Raw genomic sequence first — 17,120 nt, forward strand, 5'->3', positions numbered from 1 at the left:
GGATCCCCATGTCAGCCGCATGTCAGCCGCCGGGCCGTTGGTGCGGGGTGCGCGCGGAGGTGAAATGGTGGCCGGGGTTTCGACATGGAGAGGTGTCCGACATTTCGTAACCCAGGAGGCTGATCGTGGGAATCGCCCGTGGATGAACGTCGCAGGTCCAGGTTCGAGGCCATCTACGCCGACACCTACGAGCAGATCCTGGGCTACGCCGTACGACGCTGTGCCTCACCCGACGACGCGGCCGACGTCGTGGCGGAGACCTTCGCCATCGCCTGGCGGCGGATCGACCGGCTGCCGGGCGGGGACGAGGCGCGCCTGTGGCTGTACGGCGTGGCCCGCAACGTGCTGGCCAACCACCGCAGAGGTACGGCCAGGCACCAGGCGCGCACCGTGGAGCTCGATCTCGACCTGGCCGACCTCTACGCCACCACGCCGGACGCCTCGGTGGAGCGCGGAGTCATCGCCACGGCCTTCAGAGACCTCCCTGCCGACGACCGCGAACTGCTCGCGCTCGTCGGCTGGGAGGGGCTGGAGCGCGGCGAGATAGCCGCCGTGCTCGGCTGCTCGCGCAACGCCGTACGGATCAGGCTGCACCGAGCGCGTAAGCGCTTCGCCCGCGCGCTGGAGGCGGCGGGCGTCCAGGTCGACCGGGTAGCTCTTGCGGGGAGACAACGATGACGAACATGGATGACCAGGTCGGCGCTCTGGCCAGGGTGCGTGACGAGGACCTGAGGGGACGGGCGTCCGGCGCGGGGGCGCGGACGCTGCTGGAGTCGATCGTGGAGGCCGAGCACGTCCACGAGCCCGCCGTACGGCCGCGCCGCGTGCGCAGGTTCGTGATGGCGGGGGTGGCGGTGTCGGTGCTGACGGCAGCGGCGGTGATCGGTCCGGGGCTGCTGACGGACGGGCCCGGGCTGGCCACGTCCTACGCGAACGCGGCCATGGAGATCGAGCGGCGCGGCGAGCAGTGGGTGGCCAAGGTCAAGGACCCCTACGCCGACCACGCCAAGTACGCGGAGGCGTTCAAGGCGGTGGGCCTGGACGTCGGGCTCACGCTGCTGCCGTCGTCCCCGACCGGGGTCGGGAAGGTCGTGCGCATCGGCGGCTCCGGAGGCATCACCCCGGGCAAGGGCCTCGGCGGCGGCCTCGAGCCGGAGGGGTGCCAGATGGGCGCCCCCGGTTGCGCGCTGGCGGTCACGGTGGACGTGGGCTTCACCGGCAAGGGCGTGATCTATCTCGGCCGTTCGGCGCAGCCGGGGGAGCGGTACGGCAACTGGGCGCCGGCCACCCGCGAGGGTGAGGCGCTGCACGGGCTCAAGGTGGACGAGCGCCCGGTGGGTGAGGTGCGCAAGGAGGCCGCCGAGCGCGGGATCAGGTCGGTGGTCATGGTGATCGACCCGAACGAGGGCGGCGGCTACGGCTACAACCCTCACAAGCAGCCGGACTCGGTCGGGGACGACTGGATCGTGTGGGAGGCCCAGGCGCTGTCGGCCGACGAGGTCAGGCTGCTGGTGACGAAGGAGCGGCTGGACAGGAACCCGGTCTACGACGGCCCCAAGCCGGCCGACTTGGGTTAGCCGACGAAGCGGGAGTGCAGCGCCGCCGCGCGCGCGGGGCCGAGCAGGTCCAGCGCGGCCAGCCACGCCGCGGCTCCCGCTCCGTCCTTCGCCACCGTGATCGGGGCCGCCGCCCACCGCCGTCCGAGCAGCTCCCTTACCGCCTGCTGGACGGGGCCTCCGCTGGTCAGCACGCTTCCTGCCAGCACGATGGGGGAGCGGTCGAGAGGCTCGCGCACCTCGGAGGCGGTACGGGCCAGTTTGGCGGCGGCGGCCTCGACGATCGACAGCGCGGCGGGGTCGCCGTCGGCGGCGGCCCTGCTCACGAGGGGCGCCAGCTCGGCCAGCGCGAGCGGCGGCCTGGACTGGACGGTGGCCGCGATCCTGTCCACCAGCTCACCGCCAAGATCGACCCTCCCCGGCCCCGTGGCGTCCCGGTGAGCAGCACCGGCGGAGTCAGCGGGCGGGAGGTCCGACAAGGCAGCCGTAGCGGGGTCGCCGGGCGGGCGGGGCACGACAGAGGGCGAGGACGGGAGGAGGTGCTCGGTGACCAGGCGGGTGAGCAGGCCCGGCGTACCCGCGTCGAGCTCCCGCACCGCCACCCTCGCCGCGGCCCTCCCGAGCCAGAACCCGGACCCCTCATCACCCAGCAGCCAGCCGTACCCGTCAGCGAGCCGCCCCTGAGCGCGGTCAATAATTTTTGCCGCGATCGCGCCCGTCCCCGACACCAGTACGGTGCCGTCGGCCGCAGGGGTACCCGCGGCGAACGTCACCACGACGTCCCCCGCCGCCCTGGGAACCACCGGAAGGTCGGAGAACACCGCCGCGAACGCGGCCATCGCCGACGGCTCGCGCAGCAGCCCCGAGCCGGCGAGGCCCACGACACCCCCCTTGACCGAGGAGCGGTCCACCGCTCCGAGGGCCTGCTCAACGGCGGTGCGAAGGTTGCCGAAGGCCACCCGGGCACCCGCCGCCATCGGGTTCCCGCACCCGGCGAGCCCTCTGCCCACCACCTCGCCTTCGAGTGACAGCACCGCCGCGCGGGTCGACGTCCCGCCCGCGTCCACTCCTAACACCATGGCCATGTCAAAAAGTATTTTCCAGAACCCTTGACCCGTCGAGATGTTGAGCATAATTTTCATCGCGTGGAACTGCTGAGCCGAATCAGAGCGGAACAGGCCGACCAGCCGGAGGCGCTGCGCAAGGTCGCCGAGGTGATCCTCGCCAACCCCGCCGAGGCCGCGCGGTCGACGATCGTCGACCTGGCCGAGCGCAGCGGCACCTCGACCGCGACGATCACCAGGTTCTGCCGCGCGCTCGGCTTCGGCGGCTACGCCGAGCTGCGCGTGGCCATCGCCACCGAGACGGGCAGGACGGCGCGGCAGCGCTGGGAGACCGACATCGGCCAGGAGATCCTCCCCGACGACGGCCTGGACAGGGTGCTCGGCGTGGTCTCGGGCAACGACATCAGGCTCATCCAGCAGACCGCCGCCCAGCTCGACCTCGCCATGGTCGAGAAGGTGGCAGAGGCGATCGCCCACGCGGGCAGGGTGCTGCTGTTCGGGGTGTCGAGCAGCGCGGCGGTCTCCAGCGAGATGGAGCATCGCCTGCAGCGCATCCGCATCCCCACGTGGAGCAGGTCCGACGCGCACTCCGCGCTCAGCGACGCCGCGCTGCTCGGCCACGGCGACGTGGCCATCGGCATCTCGCACAGCGGCAGGACCCGCGAGGTCATCGAGGTGCTCGCCGAGGCGGGCAGCCACGGCGCGATCACCGTCGCGGTCACCTCGCACCCCAGCTCGCCGCTGGCCGAGGTGTCGGAGCTGGTGCTCGCCACGGCCAGCCGCGAGACCACCTTCCGCGCCCACGGCTTCGCCGCCATCCACTCCCAGCTGCTCGTCCTCGACGTGGTCTACGTCTCGGTCGCCCAGCGCACCTACGAACGCACCCGCGAGGCGTTCGACCTGACCGTCAGGGCCGTCGAAGGCCACCGCCTCTCAGAAGGAGAATCGTGAACCCGGCCGACTACGCCAGGCACATCGCCGACCTCGTCGCCGCCATCCCCGACGACCCCCAGATCCCCAGGGCCGCCGCCCTCTTCACCAAGGCGCTCGACAGGGGAGGTGTGATCCAGGCGTTCGGCTCGGGGCACTCCGAGGCCACCGCGATGGAGATCGCGGGCCGCGCGGGAGGTCTCGTCCCCACCAACAAGCTCGCGCTCAGGGACATCGTCCTGTACGGCGGAGCCGACCCCGCCGAGCTCGAACGCTACGACCTCGAACGCGACCCCGGCCTCGCCGCGCGCATCCTCGACCTCGCACCCGTCAGGGACGAGGACCTGTTCGTGATCATCTCCAACTCCGGCGTCAACGGCGTCGTCGTCGAGCTGGCCACCCTGGTCAAGGAGCGCGGCCACGACCTGATCGCCATCACCTCGCTCACGCACAGCTCCGGCGTGCCGTCCAGGCACCCGTCGGGGCGCAAGCTGTTCGAACTCGCCGACGTGGTCCTCGACAACAGGGCTCCACGCGGCGACGCCGTCCTGCCGCTGCCCGAGGGCGGCGCCGTCGGCGCCGTCTCCACGATCACCTCGGCCCTGCTGGTCCAGCTCGTCGTCGCCGAAGCGGTGCGCGACCTGGTGAAGGCAGGACAGACGCCGCCGGTGTACCTGTCGGCGAACGTCCCCGAGGGCGACGAGCACAACCTCGCACTCGAGGCCCGCTACGAAGGCCGCATCAGAAGAGGCGGCTGACCCCAAGGAGATCAAGCCGTGAAGATCCTCCTCGCCTTAGCCCTTCCCTTCGCCGTCGTCGCCGCCCTGCTGGCCGCCCCCGCCAACGCCGCGCAGGGGCTGCGCCTGCAGTACAAGAACTCCTCGACCACCCCCACCACCGCCCAGGCCGAGCCCTGGTTCCAGCTGCTGAACGACGGGACGTCGGCCGTGCCGCTCGCCCAGGTGAAGATCCGCTACTACCTGACCGGCACGGAGACCTACAGGTTCGCCTGCTCGTGGGCGGTGGTGGGCTGCTCGACCGTGACGGGCACGTTCGGCAACGGCTACCTGGAGGTGGGCTTCACCCCGGGGACGCTGGCGCCCGGCGGCAACACGCGCGACCTGCAACTGCGCTTCCACCGCGCCGACTGGCAGAGCTTCGACCAGTCGGACGACTACTCCTTCGGCGTCCAGACCGGCTACGCCGACTGGGAGAAGGCAGCCGTCTACGTCAACGGGCAGCTGGCCTGGGGCAGGCCGCCCGGCGGCGGCGAGCCGACACCCACTCCCACCCCGACCGACCCGCCCACGGGCTCGGCGGGGGTCCTGTTCGACGACTTCTCCTACACCGGCTCGGGCGACCCGCGGCTCGCACAGCGCGGATGGACCGTGAGGTCCAGCTCAGGAGGCCCGGGCGTGCCGGGGGCCACCTGGTCGCCCGCGGCCGTCACCTTCCCCGGCGGCGTGCTGCAACTGGAGTCGTCCACCGACGGCACCGGCGCGGGCACCGTCCAGACCGAGCTCTCGACCGCCAACCGCAAGTTCTTCGAGGGCACCTACGCCGCCCGCGTGCGCTTCAGCGACGCCCCCGTGACGGGGCCCGACGGTGAGCACGTCGTGCAGACCTTCTTCACCATCACGCCGCTGCGCCAGAACATGGACCCCGACTACGGCGAGCTCGACTTCGAGTACCTGCCGAACGGCGGATGGGGCGAGCCCGCCAACATCCTCTACGCCACCAGCTGGGAGACCTACCAGGCCGACCCGTGGCAGGCGGTCAACACCCACACCGAGGAGAGGACCAGCTTCTCCGGCTGGCACGACCTGGTCGTCCAGGTGTCGGGAGGGCGCGTCAAGTACTACGTCGACGGGCGCCTGTTCGCCGACCACGGCGGCGTCTACTACCCCGAGACCCCGATGTGGATCATGTTCAACCAGTGGTTCATCGACCTGCAGGGCGGATCCGCCAGGCGCGCCTACCAGCAGCAGGTCGACTGGGTCTACCACACCAAGAACGAGGTCGTCTCGCCCGCCGGGGTGCTGAGCAGGGTCAACGCCCTCCGCGCCGCGGGGACGGCCTTCCAGGACACCGTCTCCTGACACTTGTACGGCCCCGCCGTACCCACCCTCCATTCGAAGGTGACCCCCCATGAAGTACCGCCTTCTGGCCCTCGCGGCCCTGTTCGCGGTGACCGCGTGCGGTTCCACGGACCCAGGGCCCGCCGCGAGCGCGGCCCCCGCCAAGCTGACCGTCTGGATCATGGACGGCAGCGTCACGCAGGAGCTGCTCAAGCAGTTCGAGACCGACTACGAGGCCGCGCACAAGGGCGTCGACCTCGACATCCAGATCCAGGCGTGGGACGGCATCGGCGAGCGCGTCACCGCCGCGCTGGCCAGCACCGACGCCCCCGACGTGATCGAGGTGGGCAACACCCAGGTCGCGCAGTACTCCGCCAGCGGCGGCGTGAGAGACCTCACAGGCAAGATCGCCGACCTGCGGGGCGAGGACTGGATCCCCGGCCTCGCCGAGCCCGGCAAGATCGACGGCAAGCAGTACGGCGTGCCCTGGTACGCCGCCAACCGCGTCGTCGTCTACAACAAGGACCTGTGGGCGAAGGCGGGCATCGAGGCCCCGCCGAAGACCAGGGACGAGTGGCTGGAGGTCACCGCCTCGCTCAACAAGGGCGGAGACCAGGGCATCTACCTCACGGGCCAGACGTGGTACGCCCTGGCGGGCTTCATCTGGGACGAGGGCGGCGACCTGGCGGTCAAGGAGGGCGACCGGTGGAAGGGCGCCCTCGACACCCCGCAGGCGCTGGCGGGCATGGAGTTCTACCGACGGCTCCAGGCGCTCGGCAAGGGGCCGAAGGACGCCGACGAGGCCAACCCGCCGCAGCACGAGGTTTTCGCACAGGGCAGGGTCGGGCAGATCATCGCCGTGCCCGGCATCGCCGCCCGCGTGCTCGAGGTCGAGCCCGGCATGAAGGGCAAGATGGGCTTCTTCCCCATCCCCGGCAAGAGCGCTGACAAGCCTGGCGCGGTGTTCACCGGCGGCTCCGACCTGATCATCCCGGAGGCGTCGAAGAACCACGACGCCGCCTACGAGGTGGTCAAGGCGCTGGCGGGGGAGAAGTTCCAGACCGAGCTGGCCAAGGCGATGAGCTTCGTGCCGAACAGGGCGTCGCTGGCCGGCGTGCTGAGCGGTGACGAGGGCACGGCCGCGATGGCGGCGGGAGCGGCCAACGGCAAGGCCACGCCCAACACGCCCAACTGGGCGGCGGTGGAGGCGACGTCGATCATCAAGCAGTACATGACGGCGGTGCTGACCGGCAAGGACGCGGCGGCCGAGGCCCGCAAGGTGTCGGAGTCCATCACCACGACCCTCAACAGCGGTTCCTGACCTCCGAGCCCAGGACCGTCACCCCCTGGACCGCCCGCGGGGGGTGACGGTCCCCGCCGTACACCAGAGACGATCCCAGGAGGGAGCGCATGCCCGCCGCCACCCGAGCGCCCACGCCGCCGCTCGCCCGAACGCCCCAGCCGGCGCGCAGGCGGGCCCGCCGCCGCACCAGCCCGTGGCCCTACCTGCTCATCACCCCCGCGGTCGTGGCAGGCGTGCTGCTCCTGCTCTACCCGCTGATCAGAGCGGGCGTGATCTCCGTCCAGCACTTCAGGATGGGCGAGCTCGTCAGGGGCGGCGCCACCTTCGTCGGCCTCGACAACTACCGGGAACTGCTCACGGGTGAGGAGTTCTGGAGCGTCCTGCTCAGGACCGCCGTATGGACGGCCGTCAACGTGGTGCTCATCGTCGGCCTGTCGACCGGCGTCGCGCTCATGCTGCTGCGGCTGGGCCGCCGCATGAGGGTGGCGCTGATGAGCGCCCTGGCCCTGGCGTGGGCGACGCCGATCATCGCGGCCACCACCATCTTCCAGTGGCTGTTCCAGTCGGAGCTCGGCATCGTCAACTGGCTGCTGGACATCCGCGGCTACTCCTGGTTCGCCGACGGCGGCGCCATGTTCGCCGTCCTGGTGATCCTGGTCGTCTGGCAGTCGGTGCCGTTCGCCGCCCTCACCCTGTACGCGGGCCTGACGACGATCCCCGTCGAGCTGTTCGAGTCGGCCAGGATCGACGGCGGCACCAGCAGGCAGATCTTCACCAAGGTCGTCTTCCCGATCCTGCGCCCGATGTTCGCGCTGATCACCTCGCTGGAGGTGATCTGGGTCTTCAAGTGCTTCCCGCAGATCTGGGTGCTCAGCCAGGGCGGCCCCGACGGCGCGACCACCACGCTGCCCGTCTACGCCTTCAAGATCGCCCGGGTCCTGCACAGGTACGACCTGGGCTCGGCGGTGGCCGTCGTCACCGTCGTCATCCTCGCCGTCGCGCTGGTCGCCAACCTGCGGCGGATGCTCAGGCAGGAGTCGTGATGCGCAAGGCACTGCTCAACGGCGCGGCGCTCGTCACGCTCGCGCTGACGATCTTCCCCGTCTACTGGATGGTCGTCACCGCGTTCAAGCCGACCAGGGACATCCAGTCCGAGACGCCGTCGCTGCTGCCCGTGAACCCGACGCTCGACCACTTCGCCACCGCGATGAGCGCCGAGGGCTTCTGGTCCTACTGGCGCAACAGCCTGATGGTGACGGGCGCCGCCGTCCTGCTGGCCCTGGTGGTGTCGCTGCTGGCCGCCTTCGCTGTCGCGCGGCTGCGCTGGAGGGGGAGGGGCGTGTTCGTCGTGGCGGTCTTCGCCGCGCAGATGGCGCCGTGGGAGGCGCTGCTGGTGCCGATGTTCATCATCGCGCGCGACAGCGACCTGCTGGACTCGCTGGCCATGCTGTCGGGCGTCTACTTCATGGTCACGCTGCCGTTCACGATCGTGACGTTGCGCGGCTTCCTCGACGCGGTGCCGATCGAGGTGGAGGAGGCGGCGCTGGTGGACGGGGCGACGAGGTTCACCGCGTTCCGCCGGGTCATCTTCCCGCTGCTCGCCCCAGGCCTCATGGCCACCTCGCTGTTCGGCTTCATCACCGCGTGGAACGAGTTCTCCTTCGTCAACGTGCTCATCATCAAGGACCAGGACAAGCGAACGCTGCCGGTCTGGCTGTCGACCTTCCGCGACGTCTACGGCACCGACTGGGGCGCCACGATGGCCGCCGCCACGCTGTTCGCGCTGCCGGTGCTGGTCGTCTTCCTGTTCCTGCAACGCAGGGTGGGCGCGGGCATGGCCGCGGGCGCGGTCAAGGGCTGATCAGCCGGTGAAGGCGGGATGCAGCCGCGCAGCCTCCGCCTCGGGCAGCAGGTCGAGCGCCGCCAGCCAGGCGGCCGCTCCCGCGCCGTCGCGCGCGACGGCGACCTTCGCCTCCCACCGCTGCTCCAGCAGCCTCTGTACGGCCTGCCGTACCGGCCCCTCGTTGGTCAGCACCGAGCCCGCCAGCACGATCGGGCCGCCGTCGTAGACCCTGGCCACCGTGGCGGCCAGGTGGGCCGCGGCCCGCTCGGCGATCTTCGAGGCCATCGGGTCGCCCTCGGCGGCGGCCCTGCTGACCATGCCGGCCAGCGGGCCGAGGGTGGTCCTGTCGGCCATGGCGAGCCTGACGATGCGCTCGGCCTCCCGGCGCGGGGTGGGGCCTCGGTCGTCGCCGAGGAAGTGGGCGACCACCAGGTCGGACAGCAGCCCGTCCGGCTCGCCGCGGTCGAGTGCGTGGACGACGGCCTTGGCGGCCGCCCTGCCGATCCAGAAGCCGGAGCCCGCGTCGCCCAGCAGCCAGCCCAGCCCGTCGGACAGCTCGTCGAGGGCGCGGGCGGTGAAGCGGGCGGCGACCGCTCCCGTGCCCGACAGCAGCAGCGTGCCGGAGGGCTCGGCCGAGCCCGCCGCGTAGGCGATCGGCACGTCGTTCATCAGCAGGGGGCCGACGGGCAGGCCGTGATCGGCCCACAGCTTGTCGAGGACGGCGCCGAAGGTGAGGCTGTTGCCCGCCACGCCCGCGACCGAGCGGGACACGCGCGAGGGGTCGAGCCCTTCGAGGGCCCGGGTCAGCGCCGCCCCGATCGCCGCGGACGCCGCCTGGGCCCCGTGGGCGCTGGGGTTGCCGCCGCCCGCCGTGCCGTAGCCCAGCCTGCCGCCGTCGAGGGCGTGCACGGCCACCCGCGTGGACGTCGCGCCCGCGTCGACGCCGATCACCATGTCACCGCGTTCCACGGCTCACCCATCCACTTCGTTCGCGCCGACCGTGCTGGAGGCCACCGTACCGCTCGGCCGTACGCCAGGGAGAGCCCAGCTCGCGGGCGCGGAAAGGGGCGGAAACGACGTGGTGCGCAGAGAGAGGCCCAAAACCCCGCCTGGTCTGATCGCCGTTATGCACGTGTCACATCGTGGGTCTTGACGTGACCCGATTGCAAGAATAATTTTCGCCGCAAGGTCCGATATTCGGAAGGAATATTCGTGACATCTGGTGCCCTCGGCCGCGTCGAGACAGAGCTGCCCGGACTTCCCGAGGCCCTGCGCAGGGTCGGTGAGGTGATTCTCGGCGATCCCGCCGAGGCCGCGCGCTCCACGATCATCGCGCTCGCCGAGCGGGCCGGCAGCTCGCCCGCCACCGTGACGAGGTTCTGCAGGGCGTTCGGCTTCTCCGGCTACGCCGAACTGCGCGTCGCGCTGGCCACCGAGACCGGCAGGGCGGCGCAGGCCGGATGGGGCGCGGGAGTCGGCCAGGACATCGGCCCCGACGACCCCCTGGACGCCGCGATCGAGGTCATGGCCGCCGCCGACAGCCGCCTGATCCAGGACACCGCCGCCCAGCTCGACCTGGCCGTCGTCGGCCAGGTCGCCGACGCGATCGTGGCCGCCAGCAGGGTGCTGCTCGTCGGCGTCTCCACCAGCGGCGCCGTGGCCACGATGTTCGAGGGACGGCTGCGCCGCATCGGCGTGCCCTGCTGGAGCTCGGGCGACGCGCACGTCTCCCTGGCCGACGCGGCGCTGCTCGGCAGGGGCGACGTCGCGATCGGCATCTCCCACCGCGGACGCACCCGCGAGGTGATGGAGGCGCTGACCGAGGCCCGCACCCACGGCGCGGTCTGCGTCGCCGTCACCTCCTTCGCCCGCTCGCCGCTGGCCGAGCTGGCCGACCTGGTGCTCACCACGGCCAGCAGGGAGACCACGTTCAGGCTCGGCGGGCTCGCCGCCGTCCACTCGCAGCTGTTCGTGCTGGACGCCGTCTACGTGGCGATCGCCCAGCAAACCTACGAACGGACCAATCAGGCCTTCGAACTGACCATCAAGGCCGTGGAGAGTCATCGACTGGAGTAGCCATGCCGAACACCCCCCACACTCCTCACATCACGCGACGCGAACTTCTTCGCAGCGCCGTCCTCATTCCGGCGGCGGGTGCGCTCGCCGCCTGCGCCACGCCCGCGCAGGCGCCAGCCTCCTCCGCGCCCGCCGCGGCCCCGACCAGCGCCGCCAATCCCTTCGGGGTCGCGGCGGACAAACCGCTGGAGATCTGGATCTTCGACGGCGGATTCGGCCAGGCGTACGCCAAGGACATCCACCAGCCGCTGTTCGCCACGAAGTACCCCAAGGCGCAGATCAAGCACAACGCCACCAAGGAGATCACCAAGGTCCTGCAGCCGCGCTTCGCCGGCGGCAACCCGCCCGACGTCATCGACAACTCCGGCGCCAACGCCATGGACTTCGGCGCCCTCGCACAAGACGGCCAGCTGCAGGACCTCACCCCGCTGCTCGACGCGCCCACCTGGGACGACCCCGCGGTGAAGGTGCGCGACTCCATCGACCCCGCCGTGATCGAGATCGGCACCTATGACGGCAAGTTCAGCGTGCTCGGCTATGTGAACTACATCTTCGGCATCTGGTACTCCAAGAAGGCCTTCGACGAGAACGGCTGGGCGGCGCCGAAGACCTGGGACGAGTTCACCGCGCTCTGCGAGACCATCAAGAAGTCCGGCAAGATGGCCCCCTTCACCTACGCGGGCAAGTTCCCCCAGTACCTCTACGAGGTCCTGCTGACCATGGCGGCCAAGATCGGCGGGAACGAGGTGCTCGTCAACATCGACAACCTCGAGGACGGCGCCTGGACCACCGAGGCGATGAAGGAGTCGGCCACCCGCTGGGCCGAGGTCGGCGCCAAGTACCTGATGCAGGGCACCGCCGGGCTCGACCACGTGCAGACGCAGACCGCGCACAACAAGTACGAGGTCGCCATGCTGCCCTCCGGCTCCTGGCTGGAGAACGAGCAGAAGGACACCACCCCCGCCGACTTCGCCTACCAGATGTTCGTCGTCCCCGACGTCACCGGCTCCGACAAGATGCCGTACGGCACGCTGCACACCCAGCCGGGCGAGAACTTCATCGTGCCGTCCAAGGGCGCAAACCCGCAGGCCGGCATGGAGTACCTGCGCGCCATGCTGTCGAAGAAGGCGGCCGGCGACTTCAGCGAGCTCGTCCGCACCGTCACCGTGGTCAAGGGGGCCGGCGAGGGCAGGCAGCTGTCGCCCGGCGCCAAGAGCGCCTCCGACGCGGTGAGCGCGGCGGGCGCCAACACCGTCTACTACCGCTGGCAGACCTGGTACGCCCAGCTCAAGGACGAGGCCGTCGCCGCCACGGGCCAGCTGATGAGCGGCGGCCTGACCCCCGACAAATACCTCGAGCGCATCCAGAAGAAGGCCGACGAGATCAAGAACGACTCGGCGATCAAGAAGTACAAGCGCTGACATGCTGCGTCGTCGCCTCTTCATCACCTCGTTCCTCGCGGCGCCGGTCACGCTCTACCTGGTCTACGTGATCGCGCCGTACGTGCAGGCGTTCTACATCGCGATGACCGACTGGCGCGGCGTGTCCGCCGCGCCGCGGTTCACCGGCCTGGAGAACTTCCAGCGGCTCTTCAGCGACGGGATCTTCTGGAAGGCGGTGTCGCACAACGCGCTGCTGCTCGTGCTGCTGCCGCTGATCACCATCGTCCTGGCGCTGTTCTTCGCCTTCCTGCTCAACGTGGGAGGCAGGGGCGTCTCGGGGGTGCGGGGATCGAAGTTCTACCGGGTGGTGTTCTTCTTTCCCCAGGTGCTGGCCGTGGCCGTGGTCGCGGTGCTGTTCCAGCAGGTCTTCAGGCCCGACGACAGCGGCATGCTCAACGGCCCGCTCATGGCGCTCGGGCTGCCGCCCGTCGGCTTCCTCTCCGATCCCTCGGTCGCCTTCTGGTCCGTGCTCGGCGTCATGGTCTGGCAGGCGGTCGGGTTCTACGTCGTGCTGTTCTCGGCGGGACTCGCCTCGATCCCCGGCGACATGTTCGAGGCCGCCCAGATCGACGGCGCGGGCCGCTTCTCGCTGTTCTTCCGCATCATGCTGCCGCTGCTGTGGGACACCGTCCAGGTGGCATGGGTCTACCTGGGCATCCTGGCCCTCGACGTGTTCGCCATCGTGTGGGTGATGACCGACCAGCACGGCGGCCCCGACTCCTCCACCACGGTCATGGCCGCCGAGATCTACCGCAACGCCTTCCAGTACTTCAGGTTCGGCTACGCCTCGGCGCTCGGCGTAATCATGTTCTTCTTCACCATCGGCTTCGCGATCCTGGCCCTGCGCCTCTCGCGTCGGGAACGAATCGAGTACTGATGTACCTTTCCCGGAAGTCGGTCAGAAAGGACCGGCGTACTCGGCTGGGGCCGCTGTCGGCGCTGAGTCACGTGGCGCTGGTGGTCTGGACCGTCCTCATGATCGTGCCGATCCTCTGGACCTTCCTCGCGTCGGTCAAGAGCGAGGAGGAGATCTTCGGTGACGCCTGGTCGCTGCCCGCCTCGCTGCGGTGGGACAACTTCGCCAGGGCGTGGGAACAGGCCCACATCGGCCAGTACATGCTCAACAGCGTCATCGTGGTGTCCTTCAGCACGCTCGGCACCATGCTGCTCGGCTCGATGGCCGCGTACGTGCTCGCGCGCTATCCCTTCCGCGGCAACCGCGGCTTCTACCTGCTGTTCGTGTCGGGGCTGGCCTTCCCCGTCTACCTCGCCCTGACCCCGCTCTTCTTCGTCGTGCAGAACATGGGGCGGGTCATCCCCTTCATCGGGCTGAACACCCACGCGGGGGTGGTGCTGGTCTACATCGCCTACTCGATGCCCTTCACCATCTTCTTCCTCGCCGCCTTCTTCCGCACCCTGCCCACCGCGGTCGCCGAGGCGGCCCTGGTGGACGGCGCCTCGCACACGAGGATCTTCTTCCAGATCATGCTGCCGATGGCCCGTCCCGGCCTCGTCAGCATCACGATCTTCAACGTGCTGGGGCAGTGGAACCAGTACCAGCTCCCGCTGGTGCTGTTGCAGGAGCGGGACAAGTGGGTGCTGACCCAGGGCATCGCCGACATCTCCACCGCGGCGGGCTACGACCAGGACTGGTCGGCGCTGTTCGCCGCGCTGACCCTCGCGATCCTGCCCATGCTCGTCGTCTACACGGTCTTCCAGCGTCAGATCCAGAGCGGGCTGACGGCGGGCGCGCTCAAATAGCGGCACCCGCCGTCCGCCGAGGCGGCGGGCGGCGGGTGCGGGGCGGCATGACTCAGTCCGGCGGTTCGATCCCCTCGTCCACGCCGGACTGCGCGGTGGACTCGTCCCACAGCGTCTGCCGGTGCTCGGCCTGCTCGGGATCCCCGTCCTCGGCGCCGCCCTCCTCGGAGTAGCGGCCGCGATCAGGGTGCACCGGCGCCGCCTCGGCGTCCGCCACGACCTGCGCGTCGCGCTGGTCCATCTCGTCGGGCGCCGCGTCGTCGTTCAGGGCCTTGTCGACGCGCTCGGCCGCCTCTTCCCCCGTGTACCTGTCATCAGGTGTCTCGCTCATGACCGAGCAGCTACCCCGGCAGCACGCCCGGTCACCGTCGTCGGGGGGCGAACTTCTCCACCCGGAGGAGACGGGCCCGCCCCCATGGGCCCCTCTCCTCCGGCTTCGCCCCGGGGGCCGGGTCAGGAGCAGCCCTGCTTCCTCCATTGCATCTTCACGAGGTGGTCGGGCTTCGGCTCGGACCCCGCGACCAGCTTGGCCTTGCCGGGCATGACCAGGAAGCCGCTGGTGACGTACCACGAGTCGGGCACCGTGGCGACCTCCTTGACGTCGTCGGGGCCCTTCCCCGTCGCGAACCCCTCGATGGAGAGCCCGCGCTCGGCCAGGATCGTGCGCACCTCGCCCACCTTCTTGTTGACGTACGGCACGCAGTGCATGGGCTCACCCTTGACGTCGAACCCGGTGAAGGCGTCGTACTTCTCGCCCGGCTCGGCATCGCGGTTCAGGTCCACCATCGCCGTGCCCTTGTAGCCGACGGGGATCTTCAGCCCGATCGGGCAGTTTCCCACCTTGTCGCAGGGTCCTGCGCGGTCGATGGTCTTGAACTCCTCGACCACCTCGTGCGTGGGCGTGGTGGCGAAGAGGTTGCCGACCAGGCCGGGCGAGGCGGGGACCAGCCTGAGCGAGACGTCCAGCCCGAGCCCCTTGAGCTGAGCCTGGTACTTGGCAGGGTCAGCGCGCAGGTCGTTCACCAGGATGACGTAGTAGCCGTCCTTCTGCGTGATCCCCAGGGCGGCGGCCACCGGCTCGGGGCCGAAGACCGGCAGGGCGGAGGTCCAGCCGAGCACGGTCACCGAGGCGGCGAGGACGGCCACGGCCGGCACGGCGATCCGCCAGCCCATCCGCCTGCGCCGCCTGGCCGACTCGACGGTGGGCTGGAGGGCCGGTGCAGGGGAGGAGTCCATGATCTCTCTCATCAGGTCGTGGGCGCCGGGAACCAGTCCGGGGCCGGGGTCGGGGGCGATGGCGGCGACGACGCGGTCGAGGTCGTGGGTCATGAGCTCTCCTTGGCGAGCGCCACGGCACGCGAGCCGTACCGGTTGAGGTCGAGGTCGGCGGCCGCCAGCTCGGCGGCCAGTCGCTTGCGGGCCCTGTGCAGGCGGAGGCGCGCGGCGCCGCCCGAGCAGCCGAGGACCTTGGCGATCTCGGCGGTGTTGAGGCCCTCCCAGCCGACCAGCGACAGCAGCTCCCTGTCGTCGTCCGACAGCTGGGCGAAGGCTTCACGCGCCGCGTCCGTCTCGCGCTCGGCCACGGAATGCGCCCAGCGGGTGAGGTCCGCCCGCAGCCGCACGGCCAGCGCGCTCCTTCGTGACTCGGCGCGGTAGTGGTTGGCGAGGATGCGTCTGGCCACGCCGTACAGCCACAGCTTGGCCTCCTCTCCCGAGGGGATGTCGGCGAGCCGTCGCCATGCGGTCGTGAACGTCTCGGAGATGACGTCGGCGGTGTCGTCGGGAGAGTCGGTACGGCGGGCGATGTATCCGGACACAGCCGGATAGTGAGCCAGGTAGATCTCCTCGAAGAGCTGCCGCGGTTCAGGTGGTCCCACGCGGTGACTTCCTTTCCTGGGGTGCGTCACCTGGGAGATGTGCGGCTCAAGCGAAATGTTTCAGGACGAAAGCCAAATAGGTCTCAGCCGAGCAGCGACTCGTCCAGCGGGGGCAGCCAGGAGCCCGGCGGCCGGTCCATCCAGCCGTCCTCCTCGGCGATCGCCCGGAACAGCGCGGTCAGGCCAGGGTGCCGCAGCCCCTGACGGTGGACCAGGCTGACCAGTGACAGCGGCACGGGATCGACCAGCGGGCGGACCACCGCGCCCTGGAGATCGGCCCAGCCGACGCTCGACAGCACAGGCTCACCGTGCCGCCGCAGGTAGACGAGCAGTTCGTCGAGCCCGACCGGGCAGGCGTGCGGAGCGGCCAGCGTGAGCCCGAACTCCTCCGCCAGCCGCCTGCCCAGGTCCGTCCACTCGGTGGTGGCCGGGTTGCCTGCCATGATGTCGAGGGGGAAGCCGGCCATCACGCTGAGCGGCACCTCGGGCAGCTCGGCCAGCGGGTGCTCGGGTGGCAGGATCACGGTCAGCGGCTGGAGCCGCACCGGCGTCTGCGCCAGCCGGGTCCGCACGTCGGGATCCAGGCCCGCGAAGCGGCCGAACGACACGTCGGCCGCGCCCGCCAGGATCGCCGCCGCCCCCGCCGCCAGCCCGCCGTGGTAGCGAGCGACGATCTCCGCCTCGGGCGCCAGCTCTCTGGCCCTGATCAGGTGCCGGGGCAGCGCGGAGCCCGCGCTGTTGAAGTCGACGAGGAGCGGTCCCGCCGCGCCGCGGATCTGCGCGACCAGCTCGTCGTGGACGGCGAGCAGCCGCCGCGCCGACGGCAGGAGGTTCGCCCCCGCGGGGGTCAGCTGCACCTGCCTGGTGGAGCGCGCGAAGAGCGTCGCGCCGAGCTGCTCCTCCAGCCTGCGGATGTCTCGGCTGAGCGCCTGCTGGGCCACGTAGAGCCGAGCGGCGGCGCGCCCGAAGTGGAGCTCCTCGGCGACCGCCACGAACACCCGCAGGAGCCGGGGATTGATGTCCACGCGCACACATTAACAACAGATACGCGTTAATCCGGATATTTCCGGTGTTGGACGCGGTGTCTGTATCGGCGGGAGCCTGAAGGCATGTTCTTCCGGCTCACCCACGCCCAGGTCTTCCTCCTCCTCTCCCTTTACAGGGGAGGCTTCATGATGTGACTCAGTTAA

Annotated in this window: 18 protein-coding genes; 12 read left to right on the plus strand and 6 right to left on the minus strand. The window is 70.4% G+C overall.

All coding sequences use genetic code 11. From position 1 onward, the window contains the following. Positions 1 to 138 precede the first annotated feature (138 nt). Together ABFX50_RS21420 and ABFX50_RS21425 are read left to right on the plus strand one after the other, a co-directional pair. The gene (locus ABFX50_RS21420) at positions 139 to 678 is read left to right on the plus strand and encodes an RNA polymerase sigma factor (protein WP_346148912.1); all 540 of its coding nucleotides are present in this window, start codon (positions 139 to 141) and stop codon (positions 676 to 678) included. Beyond that, positions 675 to 1,577 (plus strand): hypothetical protein, encoded by a 903-nt coding sequence (locus ABFX50_RS21425; protein WP_346148914.1) that lies wholly within the window; start codon positions 675 to 677, stop codon positions 1,575 to 1,577. The genes ABFX50_RS21420 and ABFX50_RS21425 overlap by 4 nt, the downstream gene beginning before the upstream one ends. Here ABFX50_RS21425 and ABFX50_RS21430 read toward each other — a convergent pair. Next, the gene (locus ABFX50_RS21430; RefSeq protein ID WP_346148916.1) at positions 1,574 to 2,641 is read right to left on the minus strand and encodes an N-acetylglucosamine kinase; all 1,068 of its coding nucleotides are present in this window, start codon (positions 2,639 to 2,641) and stop codon (positions 1,574 to 1,576) included. The genes ABFX50_RS21425 and ABFX50_RS21430 overlap by 4 nt on opposite strands. Positions 2,642 to 2,701: 60 nt before the next feature. Between ABFX50_RS21430 and ABFX50_RS21435 the strand changes: the two genes are divergently transcribed. From ABFX50_RS21435 to ABFX50_RS21460, 6 genes are all read left to right on the plus strand, one after another. Next, positions 2,702 to 3,571: a MurR/RpiR family transcriptional regulator gene (locus ABFX50_RS21435; protein ID WP_183657165.1), complete on the plus strand. Its 870-nt coding sequence runs from the start codon at positions 2,702 to 2,704 to the stop codon at positions 3,569 to 3,571. Next, the gene (locus ABFX50_RS21440) at positions 3,568 to 4,308 is read left to right on the plus strand and encodes a sugar isomerase domain-containing protein (RefSeq protein WP_346148919.1); all 741 of its coding nucleotides are present in this window, start codon (positions 3,568 to 3,570) and stop codon (positions 4,306 to 4,308) included. The genes ABFX50_RS21435 and ABFX50_RS21440 overlap by 4 nt, the downstream gene beginning before the upstream one ends. An 18-nt stretch (positions 4,309 to 4,326) precedes the next feature. Next, a complete protein-coding gene (locus ABFX50_RS21445) occupies positions 4,327 to 5,649 on the plus strand; it encodes a cellulose binding domain-containing protein (RefSeq protein WP_346148921.1) in 1,323 nt (440 codons plus the stop codon). Between the two features lie 49 nt (positions 5,650 to 5,698). Continuing rightward, positions 5,699 to 6,949 carry an extracellular solute-binding protein gene (locus tag ABFX50_RS21450; protein WP_346148924.1) on the plus strand — a complete coding sequence of 417 codons (1,251 nt, stop codon included), beginning with the start codon at positions 5,699 to 5,701 and terminating at the stop codon, positions 6,947 to 6,949. Between the two features lie 89 nt (positions 6,950 to 7,038). Beyond that, positions 7,039 to 7,974, plus strand: coding sequence for a carbohydrate ABC transporter permease (locus tag ABFX50_RS21455; protein ID WP_346148926.1), 936 nt, complete (start codon positions 7,039 to 7,041; stop codon positions 7,972 to 7,974). Beyond that, the gene (locus ABFX50_RS21460) at positions 7,974 to 8,792 is read left to right on the plus strand and encodes a carbohydrate ABC transporter permease (RefSeq protein ID WP_346148928.1); all 819 of its coding nucleotides are present in this window, start codon (positions 7,974 to 7,976) and stop codon (positions 8,790 to 8,792) included. Before ABFX50_RS21455 ends, ABFX50_RS21460 begins: the two co-directional genes overlap by 1 nt. Here ABFX50_RS21460 and ABFX50_RS21465 read toward each other — a convergent pair whose 3' ends face one another. Next, on the minus strand, positions 8,793 to 9,743 hold the full coding sequence (locus ABFX50_RS21465; protein ID WP_346148930.1) for an N-acetylglucosamine kinase: 951 nt from the start codon (positions 9,741 to 9,743) through the stop codon (positions 8,793 to 8,795). It lies immediately after the preceding gene. Between the two features lie 243 nt (positions 9,744 to 9,986). On the opposite strand from ABFX50_RS21465, the gene ABFX50_RS21470 reads away from it, so the two are divergent. From ABFX50_RS21470 to ABFX50_RS21485, 4 genes are read left to right on the plus strand one after another with little or no spacing between them, the layout of a single operon-like run. After that, positions 9,987 to 10,850 carry a MurR/RpiR family transcriptional regulator gene (locus ABFX50_RS21470; RefSeq protein WP_346148932.1) on the plus strand — a complete coding sequence of 288 codons (864 nt, stop codon included), beginning with the start codon at positions 9,987 to 9,989 and terminating at the stop codon, positions 10,848 to 10,850. Between the two features lie 2 nt (positions 10,851 to 10,852). Beyond that, positions 10,853 to 12,271, plus strand: a complete 1,419-nt coding sequence (ngcE, locus tag ABFX50_RS21475) for an N-acetylglucosamine/diacetylchitobiose ABC transporter substrate-binding protein (RefSeq protein WP_346148934.1) — start codon at positions 10,853 to 10,855, stop codon at positions 12,269 to 12,271. Position 12,272: 1 nt separating this feature from the next. Then, a complete protein-coding gene (locus ABFX50_RS21480) occupies positions 12,273 to 13,169 on the plus strand; it encodes a carbohydrate ABC transporter permease (protein ID WP_346148936.1) in 897 nt (298 codons plus the stop codon). Continuing rightward, positions 13,169 to 14,053 (plus strand): carbohydrate ABC transporter permease, encoded by an 885-nt coding sequence (locus tag ABFX50_RS21485; RefSeq protein ID WP_183657184.1) that lies wholly within the window; start codon positions 13,169 to 13,171, stop codon positions 14,051 to 14,053. Before ABFX50_RS21480 ends, ABFX50_RS21485 begins: the two co-directional genes overlap by 1 nt. 52 nt (positions 14,054 to 14,105) lie before the next feature. Here ABFX50_RS21485 and ABFX50_RS21490 read toward each other — a convergent pair whose 3' ends face one another. The 4 genes from ABFX50_RS21490 to ABFX50_RS21505 all read right to left on the minus strand — a co-directional run bounded on the left by ABFX50_RS21490 (position 14,106) and on the right by ABFX50_RS21505 (position 16,955). Beyond that, positions 14,106 to 14,384 (minus strand): hypothetical protein, encoded by a 279-nt coding sequence (locus tag ABFX50_RS21490; protein ID WP_346148939.1) that lies wholly within the window; start codon positions 14,382 to 14,384, stop codon positions 14,106 to 14,108. Between the two features lie 122 nt (positions 14,385 to 14,506). Further along, the gene (locus ABFX50_RS21495) at positions 14,507 to 15,382 is read right to left on the minus strand and encodes a hypothetical protein (protein ID WP_346148941.1); all 876 of its coding nucleotides are present in this window, start codon (positions 15,380 to 15,382) and stop codon (positions 14,507 to 14,509) included. Continuing rightward, complete coding sequence (locus ABFX50_RS21500) at positions 15,379 to 15,930, minus strand: RNA polymerase sigma factor (RefSeq protein ID WP_346148943.1); 552 nt, start codon at positions 15,928 to 15,930, stop codon at positions 15,379 to 15,381. The genes ABFX50_RS21495 and ABFX50_RS21500 overlap by 4 nt, the downstream gene beginning before the upstream one ends. Positions 15,931 to 16,013: 83 nt before the next feature. Next, positions 16,014 to 16,955 carry a LysR family transcriptional regulator gene (locus ABFX50_RS21505; RefSeq protein WP_346148945.1) on the minus strand — a complete coding sequence of 314 codons (942 nt, stop codon included), beginning with the start codon at positions 16,953 to 16,955 and terminating at the stop codon, positions 16,014 to 16,016. Between the last annotated feature and the right edge of the window lie 165 nt (positions 16,956 to 17,120).

The sequence above is a fragment of the Nonomuraea recticatena genome (assembly GCF_039533245.1).
GTDB lineage: Bacteria > Actinomycetota > Actinomycetes > Streptosporangiales > Streptosporangiaceae > Nonomuraea > Nonomuraea roseola.